This is a genomic window from Pseudomonas sp. Ps21-P2 (assembly GCF_039672565.1).
GTDB lineage: Bacteria > Pseudomonadota > Gammaproteobacteria > Pseudomonadales > Pseudomonadaceae > Aquipseudomonas.
The window spans coordinates 166,842-182,721 of record NZ_JBDFPL010000005.1; the positions used below are offsets into that span (position 1 = coordinate 166,842).

Here is a 15,880-nt window from a genome sequence, read left to right on the forward strand (position 1 = left end):
AAGTGGCTAACGCATCAAGGGAGGGGCTGGCGTTTGCTCGTCATCAGCATCGCCAGCACATCTTCAGCCAGCACCGGCGGACTGAGCAGGAAACCCTGGGCGTAAGGGCAGCCTAATTCCCTGAGCTGATCCAGCTGGCCAAGGGTCTCGACGCCCTCGGCGACAATCGCCAGGTCCAGTGCCTGCCCCAGCGACAAAATACTGTTGACGATGGCGACGCTGCGTTCATGTTTCATCATGCGCGTGACAAAAGAACGGTCGATCTTGATCGCGTCAATGGGGTAGCGGTCGATGTAACCAAGGGAGCTGTACCCGGTGCCGAAATCGTCCAGCGCAATGCGGATGCCTTGAGCGCGAAGGTCTTCAAGGGTTTTGGCCACAATCTCCGGCTCATGGAGGAACACTGACTCGGTGATCTCGATCTGCAGGGCGTGGGCATCGAATCCGGTCTCGGCGATAATCTCGGCGACCTGCGTGACGAAGTCGCTGCGGTTCAGTTCAACGCCGGACACGTTGACGTTCAGCTTGAGGGTGACTGCTCCGGCGGCGTCACTCCATTTCTTGACTTCGCGACACGCGCTGCGCATGACCCACTGCCCAAGGTCGCAGATGACGCCAATGTCCTCTGCGACGCTGATGAACACATCCGGCGCGATGATGCCGAGAGTCGAGTGGCGCCACCTGACCAGGGCTTCAACGCCTACGATCGTCTCAGTCGCAATGGAATAGATCGGCTGGTACACCAGATAGAACTCATTGCGGGTGATCGCGTGCTTGAGCGCGTTCTGCATCAGCAGCATGTCGATCGACGCCTGACGCATCGAGAGGTCGAAAACGGCCCAGCTGCCACGGCCTTTCTTCTTGGCGGCGTACATGGCCACGTCCGCGTCACGGATCAGGTCTTCGGCGGTGGTGTGCTGAACGTCCAGCGTCGCAATGCCAATGCTGCAGGAGATAAAGAGTTGTTGCCCGTCGATGGCGGTCGGCAGGCTTAAGGCGTGGGTCACGCGCTCGGCCGTCTCGATGGCCTGTTCCTGATGGCCTTCGTCAGTCAAGAGGATCGCGAACTCGTCGCCTCCGATGCGGGCAATCACTGCAGTGGGATCGATGCATTCGCTCAGGCGGAGGGCAACGCTTTTCAGCAGGCTGTCCCCGGCGTGGTGGCCCATGCCGTCGTTGACGTATTTGAATCGATCCAGATCCAGGTACAACACCGTCGCCGCGCCGGGCTTCTGCGTGGTCCCTTTGCTTAGGGCCGAATGGATGCGGGCCATGAAATAGCCCCGGTTTTTGAGCCGCGTCAACTCGTCATGAAACGCCGCGTAGGACAACTCGTCCTGAATACGCTCTCTCTCGATCAACCTCGACTCGAGCGCCACGCGTTCCTCACGATCAAGCTGAGCCTGCCGAAAATGCTGCTCTGCGTCTTTGCGCTCGGTGATGTCGCGCTGAACGGAAACCCAATGGGTGAACCAGCCTTTCTCGTTTGCAACCGGCACGATGCTGAGCTGCACCCAGAACTGAGTGCCGTCACGCCGAGTGTTGATGAGCTCGACTTCAACGGGGTCCCACCGTTGCAGCGCATCCCTGATTTTTTGCAGCGTCTGGCGATCGGTCTCCGGGCATTGCAGAATCCGCGGCGTCTTTCCCATGACCTCGTCGAGGCTGAAACCGGTGGTGGTCAGGAACGCTGGATTGCAATAAACAATGCGTGGGCCCGGCAAATCGATGGGTTCCGCCTCGGTGATCAGGATGGCGTCCTTGGCGTTGACCACCACCGACTCCAGCAAGCGCAGACGTTCGATCACCGCAGACGCGCCGGCCCCGTTGGCCGGGTCCATCTTCAGCGCGTCGTAAAGATCGGCGGCATGGGTTTGCAGGCCGTAGATGTGTGCGGCGCTGAGTCGTGTATGAGGCAGCGGGATTGTCATCAGTACCGCTCCGGCCAGCACCGCGTTGCAATCCCTGATCGCAACGCACACCAGCGATGCGTTGACAATCTGATCGAGCCCGGCAGGCAGTACGGTGTCAGCGGGCATCGCTGCGCCTACGTCGACGACGTCACCGTAGGACAACATCATCTTCAGCCAACCGCCGGTGATTTCGTCCGGACGCACCAGCGGTGCGGCGCCGTGGGTCGCTACCGTGTGCCATTGGTCTTCGTCTTGCAGGATCAGTATGGCGCCCGCCGCCCCGGTCAGGTGCGAAGCTGCGTCTAGAAAATGCCCCAGAACTTCATGATTTTTTAAACCGAGGTGAGCCTTTGCTGCCATGTGCATTACCTGAAAAGGGGGCGAGGTGTCAGGCCATCGTTCGACCCGCATCGGGTCGAGCAAGGGCGTGTACGGCTGTGCGGGAGAGCGGCCGCCCACGGGCAGATCGTTCAGCATCTTCGGTATCGGCGCGGCGATGAAGTTCAACAGGTCCTTCGAACGGACGAACGCGCGTACCGCCGCATCGCCCCGGGGGCTTTCCGGACAACGGAGCATGGACGGGCGCTTGACGGGCGCTCCGCAGCCACAGCCACAGCTCGCATCGCGGGCCGTCAATGCCCCATCAGTGTATGAACGCTGCCCGTTTTGTCATGGATGCCGAAGCGGTCCACCAGGGTGGCAGTCGCCCGGTTCATCCCGATCACGTCCACCTGCACGCCTTCACGGCGAAGCTTCAATACCACTTTGTCCAGAGCCGCGACTGCCGTAATGTCCCACAAGTGGGCCTCGCGCAGGTCAATGGCCAGCGTTTCCAATGGCTCCTTGAGATCAAAGGCTTTGGAGAACCGGTCCGATGAGGCGAAGAACACCTGGCCTGATACATAGTAGGTGCGGTGACGATGTTCAGGGTCGCGGCTGGACGTGACCTCCAGGTCATGCCCGATCTTGTTGGCGAAGAACATCGCCGCGAGCAAGGTGCCGGCGATGACGCCGAACGCCAGGTTGTCTGTGGCAACGACGACCACCACCGTGACGATCATTACGATGTTGGTTGGAAGGGGGTGCGCCTTGAGGTTGCGGATGGAATTCCAGCTAAAGGTGCTGATGGACACCATGATCATGACCGCGACCAATGCTGCCATGGGAATGCGGGCCAGCCAGTCACCCAGAAAAACCATCATGATCAGCAGGGACACCCCTGCGCTGAGGGTCGACAAGCGGGTTCGGCCACCCGATTTCACGTTAATCATCGATTGCCCGATCATGGCGCAACCCGCCATGCCACCGATGAGACTGGCCGCGATGTTGGCGACACCCTGGCCTTTGCACTCACGGTTTTTATCGCTCCCCGTGTCGGTGAGGTCGTCGACGATGGTCGCTGTCATCATCGATTCGAGCAGCCCCACCACGGCCAGCGCGGCAGAGTAGGGCAGCACGATCAACAGTGTTTCCAGCGTCAGCGGGACATCCGGCCACATGAAAACCGGCAAGCTGTCGGGCAACGATCCCATGTCTCCCACTGTGTGGATGCTCAGGCCCATGTTGATTGAAATAGCTGTGAGTACAACGATGCACACCAGCGGTGAAGGAAGCAGTTTCCCGAGCACGGGCAGGCGGGGGAAGAGGTAGATAATCGCCAGGCCTCCCGCGGTCATGGCATAAACCGGCCAGGTAACCCCGGTGAGCTCGGGGAGCTGCGCGATGAAGATCAGGATTGCCAGGGCATTCACAAAGCCGGTGACGACCGAGCGAGACACGAATCGCATCAGTTCGCCCAGCCGCAGGTAGCCAGCCATTATCTGCAGAACGCCACACACCAGGGACGCCACCAGCAGGTACTGAAGGCCATGGTCCTTGACCAGGTTCACCATCAACAACGCCATGGCGCCCGTGGCGGCGGAAATCATCGCGGGACGACCGCCAACGAAGGCGATGACCGTACAAATACAGAATGAGGCGTAAAGACCGACCTTGGGGTCGACGCCGGCAATAATGGAAAACGCAATGGCCTCGGGGATGAGGGCCAGCGCCACCACCAGGCCGGCAAGGACATCCGCCCTGATGTTTGATAACCAGGCGGTTTTGATAGGTTCGCGCATGTATTTACCCATAGCAGGCACGGCATGAGGCCCAGCGCCAAACGCTGAGGCATGCAGGTGCGTCTGTAGTCAATAGAGTTTTTGGGGTCGCCGCGACGATCAATCAGGCACGGCAGAATTAAACCGCAATCAGGGGGCGGTAAGCGTGTTGCGAGGGGGGCGTAGCGCTAAGGCGGCGTAGGCAACCAGAGGGACAAAGACACGGTGTCTCCTTCAATGTGCTTCAAAAAGCCAGTAAATGTTAAAGGCCTGCCGAGGCACCCTACAACCCCCGCCGGTCGACTTGCCGAGGTACAACGTTGTACATGCATAAATAAATGTACAACCCGGGCTCAAGTTCATCCCATTTGCTGCCGATGCGAATAGGCCAGCACGCACGTTTTGTACTGGCCAGGCCCGCCGATTGTTGCCTGGTCAGCGAACAACGCAAGCCGAGTTTCCCCGAGCTTCATCTCAGGCGACGCGCTCGAACGCTGGAAAGTGAATAGCTGCTGCTTGTTACTTTCAGGGAAGGAACCCCGCCCATCCAACTCCAATTAGCGGACCTGCCCCATGAACAACCGATCAAACCCTGCTGCCGAACTTGCCCAGGCCGGCGCTGACTTGAACTCCCTCCTGAGCGCCATCGACCGCTCCCAGGCCGTCATCGAATTCGACCTGCAGGGCAACGTGCTGTACGCCAACCAGAACTTCCTCGATTGCATGGGTTACGAAATCGAGGAAATTCGTGGGCGCCATCACCGGCTGTTTTGCATGCCCGACTATGCGACCAGCAAGGAATACCTGATGTTCTGGGAGAAGCTGGGCACCGGTAAGTTTGACGCCGGTCAGTACCAGCGTCAGGCCAAGGACGGGCGCCAGATCTGGCTGCAGGCTACCTACAACCCGGTAATGGACAACAACGGCAAGCCTTTCAAAATCGTCAAATTTGCCAGCGACGTCACGGAAGTGCGCAATCGCAATGCCGAATGGGAAAGCAAAATCGCTGCAATCGAGCGCTCCCAGGCGTTGATCGAGTTCACGCCTGAAGGTTATGTGTTGAACGCCAACAGCAAGTTTCTCGCGGCCATGGGTTACAGCCTGGAAGAAGTCGTGGGCCAACATCACCGCATGTTCTGTGAACCCGAATACGCGACTTCTCTGGCTTACCGCGAGTTCTGGGAGAAACTCGGCAAGGGGGAATACGACTCCAACGAGTACAAGCGCCTGAGCAAGGACGGTCGGGATGTCTGGATTCAAGCGTCCTACAACCCGATTCTTGATGCCCAGGGGCAGACCTACAAGATCGTCAAGTTCGCCACCGACGTCACCGAGACCAAACTGCGGACGATGGAGCACGAAGGCAAGGTCAACGCCATCAACCGCGCCCAGGGCGTGATCGAATTCGACCTGAGCGGCAATATTCTCTCGGCCAACGCTAACTTTCTGGATCTGGTGGGTTACCGGATGGAGGAATTGAAGGACCGCCATCACTCGCTGTTCTGTGAACCCGAGTACGTCAAGACCACGCCTTATCGTGAGTTCTGGGGCGCGCTGAGCAGCGGCAAGTTCTTCACAGGTCGCTTCATGCGCATCAGCAAATACGGGCAGAAAATATGGATTCAGGCCACCTACAATCCTGTGTTCAACGCGGTGGGGCAACCCTACAAGGTGGTCAAGTTCGCCACCGACATTACCGCCCAGGTCGAGCTGGAAGAAGCCATTGAAGCCAAGACCCAGGCCATGGATGAGTCAGTCACCCGCCTGATGCAGGCCATTGCCGAAGTGGTCAAAACCACTGGCGACGCCAACGATCAGGCACGCATTACCCAGGATGAAGCCCAGCGCGGTTCCCAGACCCTCAACGAGGCGTCGGCGGCGATGGACACCATTGGCAAATCCGCCGAAGACATCCAGGAAATCATTGAGGTGATCAGTACGATCGCCGGCCAGACCAACATGCTCGCGTTCAACGCAGCGATCGAAGCGGCACGGGCCGGTGAACATGGACTGGGCTTTTCAGTGGTGGCGGATGAAGTGCGCAAGCTGGCTGAAAAATCCTCCCAGGCCACTACCAAAATCAACAAACTGATTCAGGAGACGGTCCGCCGCATCAATTCCGGCAGCGAGATCTCCCGCAGCGCGGGCAGTGCGTTCGAGCGGATCGTGGCCGGTGTCGAAAAAACCAATGGCGCGATGACGACCATCGGCGCGGCCACCCAGGAACAGCATCATCTGGCTGAGCGGGTAGCCGAACTGATCGGCGAGCTCAACCGTATCAAGCTGGCGACCGGGTTGGGCAAAGGCCTGAGCGTGCCAGGCCAGGTTGAAAGCCTGTGAGCGACGCCCTGGCTTTTGGGGTCGTCAAAATCGCCGGGATGGAAGTCGCGATCGACGCCCACGCACTGGAACAGGTGATCAACTGGCCCACCTGGCTGCAGCCTCACCCGCAGCAAGGCGGCGCGCTGCTCGGCATGTTCAGCCTGCGCGGGAGGGCGCTGCCGCTGATCGAACTGCGGTCGTTGCTCGGTGAGCATGACGTCTCCTCTCACGATCCGCTGGAGATGGTCGCCATCGTCAATCATCAAGGCCGACGCCTTGGTATTGCGGTCAGCGGCGTCAGTGATGTGATGAAGGTTGAGCCGCGAAATCTGTGCCGGCTCTGCGGGGAGGGCACCGCGGTTGCGCTGCTGCCCGAACTCGCGCTGCTGGACAGTGAGCGAATGATCTACCGGCTCGATCTGCAAGCACTGTGCGGCTTGCCCCAGGTCTTGACTGCGCACTCCGGGGATGTAAACCAGGAGAAGCAGGTTCAGGACCCCGCCCGGGAGCTGCATCACTTGCTGTTGTTCGAGTGCGAAGGAAAGCGCTACGCCGTGGACGCGAAGGCGATCACCGAGCTGGTGGACCGACCGGAGATGCTGCCCAGCAAGCTGGGGGGCGACTATTGCCTGGGCGTGGTGAACCGGCGTGGTGTGGATGTGCCTGCCTTGAACCTGAACCGGATACTGGGCATTGAATGCCCGGCGACTGAGCAGGCGCGCAACCAGACCCAGTTGCTGGTGTTGACCTCGCGGGAGGGCTATCGCATCGGTCTGACCTATGACCGAATGATCTCGATCGTGCGCAAGCGTGCTCATGAAATCCTGCCGTTGCCGCGTTATGGGTTACGGGAGCCCGCGCTGTTTGCCGGTGTCGTCGGCCTGGAAAACGGAGAACAGGCGCTGTTGCTGGAACATCGCGCGCTGGTGGAGCGACAGGAGACGCTCAGTTTCGCCCGGATCTACCAGACCAGTCCGCCGATCCAGGACGCGCTGGGCTCTCGCCTCGCGCAGATGAACCAGACGTGCCTGGTGTTCCAGGCCTCTCAGCCGTTCGTGGTTCCGCTGGACCAAGTGCTGGAAATCCTGGATATGCCTGAGCACTTTGTCCGCTTCGCGCAACAGGAAACCCATTTGCTGGGCAGTTTCAATTTACGTGGCGAACAGATTCCGCTGGTCTGCCTGAGCAGTCTGATAGAAGGCGCAACGCCTCCCGACAATACGCTGGAGCGGGTACTGCTGGTCAAGGGCGAGCTTAATAGCTTCGGGCTGGTGGTCAACCGGACCGACTCCATTGAAACCTTCACCCACCCGGCCTCCGAGCATCCCGAGGGTTGGGAGCAGAGCGTCAGAGTCAGGGGTTCGCTCAACGACCGCATGCGCAGCCTGGTGAGCATCGGCAAGGGTGATCAGGTGCGCTGGATGACGCTGATCAATCTGAGCAACGTCGTCAGGGGATTGGAGATGGCGGCGATTGAAGCGCAGACCCAGCGCCTCGCAGGTTGAGCCAGGGGCATTTGCCTCGCTGACGCTTCACGCATCAGTGAGCAGAAATCGATAGCCCACGCCATACAACGATTCAATGGGCGTCTCACCCGGGCAGGCCTGTTCCAGCTTACGCCGCAGGTTGCGTATATGGCTGTCCACCGTGCGGTCAGTGACCACGCGGTGGTCGGAGTAGAGCTTGTCGAGCAGCTGATCACGGGAAAATACCCGCCCAGCTGAACGTGCAAAGGTGCTGAGCAGCCGCAGTTCAATGCGTGTCAGGTCCAGTTCGACACCATTGAGTGACGCACGGTGTTGTGCTTCATCAATCAGCAGTCGCGGTGGGACGCTGGTCAGCATTTGGGGGCCGCGGCGCAGGATGGCCTTGACCCGGGCGACCACCTCGCGGGGGCTGAAAGGCTTGCAGATATAGTCGTCCGCGCCCAGGTCAAGGCCCCGAAGGCGGTCCACTTCTTCAACGCGGGCGGTGATCATGATGATCGGCACGGCGCTGAAACCGCGCAGGTCCTGGCAGACCTGCATACCGTCGCGCCCGGGCAGCATCAGGTCGAGCAGAATCAAGCGCGGTGTCTGGGCGCGCACGGTCGGCACCACTTGCAAGCCGTTGTCCAGGCATCGGGTCGGGTAGCCCGCCGCGATCAGATAATCCTGCAGCAATGCGGCCAGCTTCGGTTCGTCTTCAACGATCAGGATCGGGGAGTCGTCGGTCATGGTTCAGATATTCCGTGGCAGATGCAGCGTCAGCCAAAGCCCGCCGAGAGGCGAGTGAGCGGCGCTGAGGCTGCCGCCGTGGGCGAGGGCGATGCTGCGACAGATGGCCAGCCCCAGGCCGGCCCCGCCGCTGGCCCGGGCGCGCGACGATTCGCCCCGATAAAAACGTTCGAACAGGCGCGGCAGCTGCTCGTCCGACACCCCAGGACCGGAGTTCAGGAATTCGATGCATACGTTGTCGCGATCAAGGACGGCCCTGATGTGGATCAGCCCGTTCGGGTCGGTGTAGCGCACAGTGTTTTCCAGCAGGTTGCAAAACAATTGCTGCAGGCGATTGGCATCGGCGGACAGTTCCAGGGGCTGGGACGGCAGGTCCAGTTCAACGCGCAGCTGCCGGGCGTTCAAGCGCTCCTGAAACATCGACACGCTGGCCTCCAGCAGTTGATCCACTGCGCACGGCTGTTTTCGGTAGGTCAGTGCGCCTACATCCGCCAGGGACAGCTCATACAAGTCATCCACCAGTTTGCTGAGCATGCTGACCTCACCTTGCAATGACTTCATCGACTCTGGGTTGAGGGTGCGTACGCCATCTTCAATGGCCTCCAGCTCACCGCGCAATACTGACAGCGGGGTGCGCAACTCGTGGGACACATCCGCCATGAACTCGCGACGCATCTGTTCATTGCGTTCCAGGGTGTAGGCGAGCTGATTGAAGTCACGGGCCAGTTGACCCACTTCGTCATTGGAGGCCACCACCACCCGCCCGCCGTAGTCGCCGCTGGCCAGGCGATGCGTTGCGGCGGCCACCCGTTTGACCGGCTCCAGCAATGTGCGGGCGATCCACCAGGCAATCAGCATCGCCAGCAGCAGCGAAAAGGCCCCCATGACCAGGCTGGTCCGCAACTGGTATTGCTGGAACCGTTCACCGCCCGCTTCCGTCACGCTCTGGAACGGGGTAACAGCCAGCCAGCCGACGGTTTCATCCGCCACCACGATCGGGCGTAACAGCGCGTCGTTGCCGATGTCGGGGTAGCCGTTCACGCGCTTTTTGTGTTTATCCAGCAACGCGATGCGAAACAGGGCCCCCGTCAGGTCCGAGGCCAGGGGGGTGCGCAAGTCGTTCTTCGCCGGATCCTCGCCGAGTTCGGGCCGCATGATGTCAAACCAGCGATCCGGCTGGTTGCGCAGGAACTCCCAGCTTCCCTCACGCGCGTAGGCACTTTCCAGGCGCGGTAACACCGGCGCCATGCGGTCCAGCGCCTGCTCATTGAGATAGCCCAGAAAGCCCCTTCCGAAACTCCAGCCCGTCGCCAGGCCCATGCTCAGGATGACCAGCAGCGCGCCGGCCAGTACGGCAATAAACAGCTTGGTGGAGATACTCAACTTCATGGAGGCGGGCCGGTAAGAAGGGATGGGGCATTTAGGCCCTGACCAAAGAAAGATTCAAGCCGGGCGGGCAATCTTCAATTTTCCTGCACATTTGCCTTGCACGATGGCGCCGACTCAAGCCATTCCGTTATGCAGAGGCAGCTATGTCGACGAAAATACTCGCCAAATTCCTGGTAACCGCCGCGGTTCTCCTGTCCCTGATCATTCTGGTTCTGCTGGGCGGTTGCTCCGGCGGCGAGCCTGCACCGCAAGCGGTGATCCCGAAAGTCTCGGTCATCAGCATCAAACCCCAGAGCCAGGTGCTGATCACTGAGCTGGCGGGGCGCACCCAGGCGTTCATGGTGGCGCAGATTCGTCCGCAGGTCGGTGGCCTCGTCCAGCGGCGTCTGTTTGTCGAGGGTGCGGATGTCAATGTCGGACAAGCGCTGTACCAGCTGGATGCGGCGTCTTATACCGCCGCTTTGGCGCAGGCTCAGGCAAGTCTGGCCAAGTACCGCGCCACGCTCAATTCGGCGCAGGCCACGGCCAGGCGCAACGCCGGACTGGCGAAAATCAATGCCATCAGCCAGCAAGACAACGAAGACGCTCAGGCGACCTTGCTGACGGCCGCCGCCGACGTAAAAGTCGCCGAGGCCGAAGTCCAGACCGCCCGGATCAATCTGGCTTACACCCGTATCACCTCGCCGGTCAGCGGACGGATTGAAACCTCCACCGTGACCCCGGGGGCGTTGGTGGTGGCCAATCAGGACAGCGCGTTGACGACGGTGCAGCAACTCGACCCGATCTATGTGGACGTTACCCAGTCGACCACCGAACTGCTGCGGCTCAAGCGTGACCTGGCCCGCGGCGTCTTGCAGTCCAGCGGCGAGGGCGAGGCACGCATCAGCCTGAAACTCGACGATGGCAGCACCTACAACCACGAGGGACGGCTCAAGGTCAGCGGTGTCAGTGTCAACGAGAGCACGGGCACCGTCACGCTGCGCGCTGAGTTCGCCAACCCGGATCACCTGCTGCTGTCGGGAATGTATGTCCGCGGGGTGCTGGAACAGGCGCGCAATGACCAGGCCATTCTGGTGCCGCAAAAAGCCGTAAATCGCAGCGCCAGCGGCGTGACCACGGCGTTGTTGGTGGTCGACGGCAAGGTCGAACAGCGTGAACTGACCATCGACCGCGCCGTGGGTAATCAGTGGTGGGTCACGGGCGGCTTGAAGACGGGTGATCAGTTGATCGTCGAGGGCGGACAAAAAGTCCGTGCCGGGGCCGCCGTGCAGGTGCAGGACGCGAGTGATCAGGCAGCCGCACCGTCTACCCCCGTGAAGGAGGGTTGAACGTGGCGCACTTTTTCATTAATCGACCGATTTTCGCTTGGGTCATCGCCATCGTGATCATGCTCGGCGGCGGTCTGTCCATCAGCCAGTTGCCCCTTGAGCAATACCCGGACATCGCACCGCCCACCGTCAAGATTTCCGCCACGTATACCGGGGCCTCGGCCAAGACCGTGGAAGACTCGGTGACTCAGGTCATCGAGCAGCAGATGAAGGGTCTGGATAACCTGACCTACATGTCGGCCACCAGCAGTTCGGCGGGCAGCGCCAGCATCAGTTTGACCTTTACCGCCGGCACCGACCCTGATGTCGCCCAGATGCAGGTGCAGAACAAGCTGCAACAAGCCGAATCAAGACTGCCGCAAACGGTACAAAGCGAGGGCCTGACCGTGACCAAGGGCGGCTCGGACTTTTTGATGATCGTCGCGCTGGCTTCGGCTGATCCCAGTGTCACCGGCACCCAGATCGGTGACTACATCTCCACCACCCTGCTGGACTCGATCAGCCGAATAGACGGTGTCGGCGATGTGCAGACGTTGGGATCAGGCTACGCCATGCGCATCTGGCTGGACCCTGCGCTGTTGGAAAAATACGCGCTGATGCCTTCGGACGTCAGCAGTGCCCTGGAGGCGCAGAACACCGAAGTCTCCGCCGGCCAGCTCGGTGCCTTGCCGGCCGTCAAGGGGCAGCAGTTGAACGCCACCATCAGCGCACGCAGCAAACTGCAAACCGTCGAAGAGTTTCGTAATGTGGTGGTCAAGTCCGACAGTGATGGGGCTGTGGTCCTGCTGGGCGACGTCGCGACCCTGGAGTTGGGCAGTGAAAGCTACGACATCAGTACGGCGCTCAACGGCAAGCCCGCGGCGGCCATGGGTGTGCAACTGGCGGCAGGCGCCAATGCGCTGAACGTCGGCGAGGCGGTCAAGGCCAAGCTTCAGGAGATGCAGCCGTTCTACCCGGCAGAAATGCAGCTCAAGAACGTGATTGCCTACGACACCACGCCGTTTGTGAGCCTGTCCATCGAGGAGGTGGTCAAGGCCCTGGGCGAGGCGATCGTGCTGGTGGTGTTGATCATGTTTCTGTTCCTGCAGAACCTGCGCGCGACGCTGATCCCGGCGATTACCGTGCCGGTGGTGCTGTTGGGCACGTTCGGCGTGTTGTCGCTGTTCGGCTACTCGATCAACACCCTGACCATGTTCGCCATGGTCCTGGCGATCGGCTTGCTGGTGGATGATGCCATCGTGGTGGTGGAAAACGTCGAGCGGTTGATGGGCGAGCGGCTGTCGCCCATGGCTGCCACGCGACAATCGATGAGTGAAATCAGCAGTGCACTGGTCGGCATCACCCTGGTACTGAGTGCGGTGTTCATCCCCATGGCGTTTTTCGGCGGCTCCACCGGGATTATCTATCGGCAGTTTTCCGTGACCATTGTCTCGGCCATGGTCCTCTCGGTATTGGTGGCCATGACCCTGACACCCGCGCTATGTGCTTCGCTGCTCAAAGCGCATAACGACAAGACGCCGGGTGCTCAGCGCGGGTTCTTCGGCTGGTTCAACCGCACCTTTGAACGGGCCAGCGCCGGTTATGAACGGTGGGTGGGTGTGGTGTTGCGGCGCTGGGGACGAAGCCTGCTGCTTTATGGGCTGGTGCTGGTGGTCATGGCGGTGGGCTACATGAATCTGGCCACCTCGTTTCTGCCGGACGAAGACCAGGGGATTCTGCTGGCACAGATCCAGTTGCCGGTAGGCGCGACGGACAGCCGTACGCAAAGCGTGATCAAGCAGTTCGAGGACTACATTCTCAAACAGCCCGAAGTCGAATCGATGATCAGCATCAGCGGGCTAGGCATGGGCGGCAACAGCCAGAATACCGCGCGGGCCTTTATACGCCTCAAGGACTGGGCCGAGCGTGGTAGCTCCGGCCAGGATGCGGCCTCGATTGCCCAGCGGGCGACCATGGCGCTGTCCAGCATCGGTGATGCCGACGCGTTCGTCATGCAGCCTCCGACGGTGCGCGGCCTGGGCCAGAGCTCGGGCTTCGACCTTCAACTCAAGGACCTCGGTGGCCTCGGCCATGACGCGTTGGTGGCGGCTCGCGAAAAGTTGCTTGAGCTGGCCAGAAAAGACCCACGCTTGCAGGGGGTTCGCAGCAATGGCCTGGACGATGCGCCGCAGCTAAAGATCAGCATTGACGACCGCAAGGCCGGCGCCCTGAGCCTGACCACCAGCGACATCAACGCCACCCTGTCGACGGCGTTGGGCGGTACGTACGTGAACGACTTTCTCAACCAGGGCCGGGTGAAGAAAGTCTATGTGCAGGGGCAAGCCTCCTCGCGCATGCAGGCGGCGGACCTTGATCATTGGTTTGTGCGCAACAGCAACGGTGACATGGTGCCGTTCTCGTCCTTTGCCAGCAGCGCGTGGAGTTATGGCTCGCCGTTACTGGAGCGCTACAACGGTAATGCGTCCCTGGAAATCGTCGGCGATCCCGCGCCAGGCGTCAGTTCCGGGGACGCGATGAACGCGGTACAAGCCATCGTCGGGCAATTGCCTCAGGGCATCGGCTACGAGTGGACAGGGCAGTCCTATCAGCTACGGCTGTCCGGGTCTCAGGCACCGCTGCTCTACGCGATCTCGGTGTTGTTTGTGTTCCTGTGCCTGGCCGCACTCTACGAGAGTTGGTCGGTTCCGTTCTCAGTGATTCTGGTGGTGCCCCTGGGGGTGATCGGTGCAGTGCTCGCGACCCGTGTCGCCGGGTTGAGCAACGACGTGTACTTCCAGGTCGGGCTGTTGACCACCGTGGGTCTGGCCGCGAAAAACGCGATCCTCATCGTCGAGTTCGCCAAGCACCTGCAAGAGCAGGGCAACAGCGTGATTGATGCCACGCTGATCGCGGTGCGCCAACGCCTGCGGCCGATCCTGATGACGTCCCTGGCGTTCATGTTCGGCGTATTGCCACTGGCCTTGAGTACTGGCGCAGGCTCGGCCGGGCGTCAGGCCATCGGTACTGGCGTGCTGGGCGGCATGTTCAGCGCCACGGTGCTGGGCATCTTCTTCGTACCGCTGTTCTTTTTGCTGATCCGCCGCCGCTTTGGGCGCGTACGCAATGCTATCCAATCTGCCCCGACAGGTGATGCATGATCAAGTCACACTGGCCCTTGCTGGCCGCATTGGCCCTGGGGGGCTGCGTCAATCTGGCGCCGCAGTATGAGCGCCCTGAAGCGCCCGTCTCCGAGCAATGGCTGCCGGCCGCCAGCCTGCCGAAAGGGCAGGTCAGCGCAGACATCAAATGGCAGCAGTTTTTCACTGACCGTCGCCTGGCGCAGGTGCAGAGCCTGGCGCTGGCCAATAATCGCGACGTGCGCCTGGCCAGCCTGAACGTTGAAAAGGCCCAGGCGCAGTACCGCATCAAGCGCGCGGACCTGTTTCCCATCGTTGACGCAAGCGTCAGCGGCACCCACAGCCGTACGCCGGGAGGACTGTCCAACACCGGCAGCGCAGTCACCACCCACGATTACAGCGCCGAACTGGGGCTGAGCAGTTATGAACTGGACGTATTTGGCCGGGTACGCAACCTCCGTGACGAAGCGCTGGAAGACTACCTGGCGCTGACGGAGACCCGGCGCAGCACGCAAATCAGCCTGGTGGCCGAGGTCGCCACGGCCTGGCTGACGCTGGCCGCCGACAACGAACGGTTGTCGTTGGCCCAGCAAACCCTGACCAGCCAGTTGGCCACCTACGACCTGACCCAGCGCAGCTATGCCTTGGGCGGCTCTGCGGAGTTGGCCGTGGCCCAGGCACAGACCACGGTCGAAACGGCACGGGGCGATGTGGCTTTCTATGAGAGCGAGATTCTGCAGGACCGTAACGCCTTGCGCCTGCTGGTGGGCATTGATCTGCCCGAAGCGCTTTTGCCGGGCACGCACCTGGAATCGGCGGCGGTGCTGGTGGACATTCCACCGGGCTTGCCCTCCAGCCTGTTGCAACAGCGTCCGGATGTATTGTCGGCGGAGCACACGCTCAGGTCCGCCAATATTGACATTGGCGCGGCCCGTGCGGCGTTCTACCCCAGCATCACCCTGACCGCCAGCGCCGGCTCATCCAGCTCTGCGCTGGCGGGCCTGTTCAAAGCCGGCAGCGGCGCCTGGACCTTCGCGCCGAGTATCAGCGTGCCCATTTTCAACGGGGGAAGTAACCGCGCGACCCTGGATTCGGCCAACGTCGAACGTGACATCCAGGTGCAGACCTATCAGCAAACCCTGCAGACCGCGTTCCGTGAAGTGGCTGACGCATTGGCCGTGCGCAGCACGCTGGATCGCCGTATCGCCGCGCAACAGGCGCTGACCGACGCCAGCAGTAAAAGCTTCGAACTCTCGGATGCCTTGTATCGAGGCGGCTCGAAAAGTTACCTCGAAGCCTGGATGCACAACGCTCGCTCTACAGCGCCCAGCAAGACCTGATCACGCTGCGCCTGACCGAGCAGAGCAACCGCATCACCTTATACAAAGTGCTGGGAGGCGGCTGGTACTGAGGGCTCAGTCGAAATGACGCCGCCACGTGCACACACACGCAACTGCAGCGATGGAACGGCCTGCGCGGATCAAATCGGGTTACTTC

8 protein-coding genes and 1 pseudogene are annotated in these 15,880 nt (G+C 61.0%); 5 read left to right on the forward strand and 4 right to left on the reverse strand.

The annotated features are described in order from the left end of the window. Positions 1–14: 14 nt before the first annotated feature. Together ABEH28_RS14485 and ABEH28_RS14490 are read right to left on the reverse strand one after the other, a co-directional pair. The gene (locus tag ABEH28_RS14485) at positions 15–2,489 is read right to left on the reverse strand and encodes an EAL domain-containing protein (RefSeq protein ID WP_346630319.1); all 2,475 of its coding nucleotides are present in this window, start codon (positions 2,487–2,489) and stop codon (positions 15–17) included. Between the two features lie 56 nt (positions 2,490–2,545). Beyond that, on the reverse strand, positions 2,546–4,033 hold the full coding sequence (locus ABEH28_RS14490) for a SulP family inorganic anion transporter (protein WP_346630499.1): 1,488 nt from the start codon (positions 4,031–4,033) through the stop codon (positions 2,546–2,548). Between the two features lie 552 nt (positions 4,034–4,585). Here ABEH28_RS14490 and ABEH28_RS14495 point away from each other — a divergent pair. Next, entirely contained in the window at positions 4,586–6,352 is a 1,767-nt protein-coding gene (locus ABEH28_RS14495; protein ID WP_346630320.1) for a PAS domain-containing methyl-accepting chemotaxis protein, read from the forward strand. After that, positions 6,349–7,839 carry a chemotaxis protein CheW gene (locus tag ABEH28_RS14500; protein WP_346630321.1) on the forward strand — a complete coding sequence of 497 codons (1,491 nt, stop codon included), beginning with the start codon at positions 6,349–6,351 and terminating at the stop codon, positions 7,837–7,839. Before ABEH28_RS14495 ends, ABEH28_RS14500 begins: the two co-directional genes overlap by 4 nt. A 27-nt stretch (positions 7,840–7,866) precedes the next feature. Here the strand turns inward: ABEH28_RS14500 and ABEH28_RS14505 are convergent, their stop codons facing one another. Together ABEH28_RS14505 and baeS are read right to left on the reverse strand one after the other, a co-directional pair. Further along, complete coding sequence (locus tag ABEH28_RS14505; protein ID WP_282367830.1) at positions 7,867–8,550, reverse strand: response regulator; 684 nt, start codon at positions 8,548–8,550, stop codon at positions 7,867–7,869. A 3-nt stretch (positions 8,551–8,553) separates the two neighbouring features. Continuing rightward, positions 8,554–9,939, reverse strand: coding sequence for a sensor histidine kinase efflux regulator BaeS (baeS, locus tag ABEH28_RS14510; RefSeq protein WP_346630322.1), 1,386 nt, complete (start codon positions 9,937–9,939; stop codon positions 8,554–8,556). 143 nt (positions 9,940–10,082) lie between these two features. Here baeS and ABEH28_RS14515 point away from each other — a divergent pair, with 143 nt between their 5' ends. From ABEH28_RS14515 to ABEH28_RS14525, 3 genes and pseudogenes are all read left to right on the forward strand, one after another. Then, positions 10,083–11,267 (forward strand): efflux RND transporter periplasmic adaptor subunit, encoded by a 1,185-nt coding sequence (locus tag ABEH28_RS14515; protein WP_346630323.1) that lies wholly within the window; start codon positions 10,083–10,085, stop codon positions 11,265–11,267. A 2-nt stretch (positions 11,268–11,269) separates the two neighbouring features. Then, positions 11,270–14,404, forward strand: coding sequence for an efflux RND transporter permease subunit (locus ABEH28_RS14520; RefSeq protein ID WP_346630324.1), 3,135 nt, complete (start codon positions 11,270–11,272; stop codon positions 14,402–14,404). Further along, positions 14,401–15,794, forward strand: a pseudogene (locus tag ABEH28_RS14525) (efflux transporter outer membrane subunit). The gene ABEH28_RS14520 and the pseudogene ABEH28_RS14525 overlap by 4 nt, the downstream one beginning before the upstream one ends. The last annotated feature ends 86 nt before the right edge of the window (positions 15,795–15,880 follow it).

Coding starts and splice junctions, on each gene's coding strand:
- ABEH28_RS14515 (WP_346630323.1), top strand. CDS start 10,083: ATGTCGACGAAAATACTCGCCAAATTCCTGGTAACCGCCGCGGTTCTC.
- ABEH28_RS14485 (WP_346630319.1), bottom strand. CDS start 2,489: ATGCTCCGTTGTCCGGAAAGCCCCCGGGGCGATGCGGCGGTACGCGCG.
- baeS (WP_346630322.1), bottom strand. CDS start 9,939: ATGAAGTTGAGTATCTCCACCAAGCTGTTTATTGCCGTACTGGCCGGC.
- ABEH28_RS14495 (WP_346630320.1), top strand. CDS start 4,586: ATGAACAACCGATCAAACCCTGCTGCCGAACTTGCCCAGGCCGGCGCT.
- ABEH28_RS14490 (WP_346630499.1), bottom strand. CDS start 4,033: ATGCGCGAACCTATCAAAACCGCCTGGTTATCAAACATCAGGGCGGAT.
- ABEH28_RS14505 (WP_282367830.1), bottom strand. CDS start 8,550: ATGACCGACGACTCCCCGATCCTGATCGTTGAAGACGAACCGAAGCTG.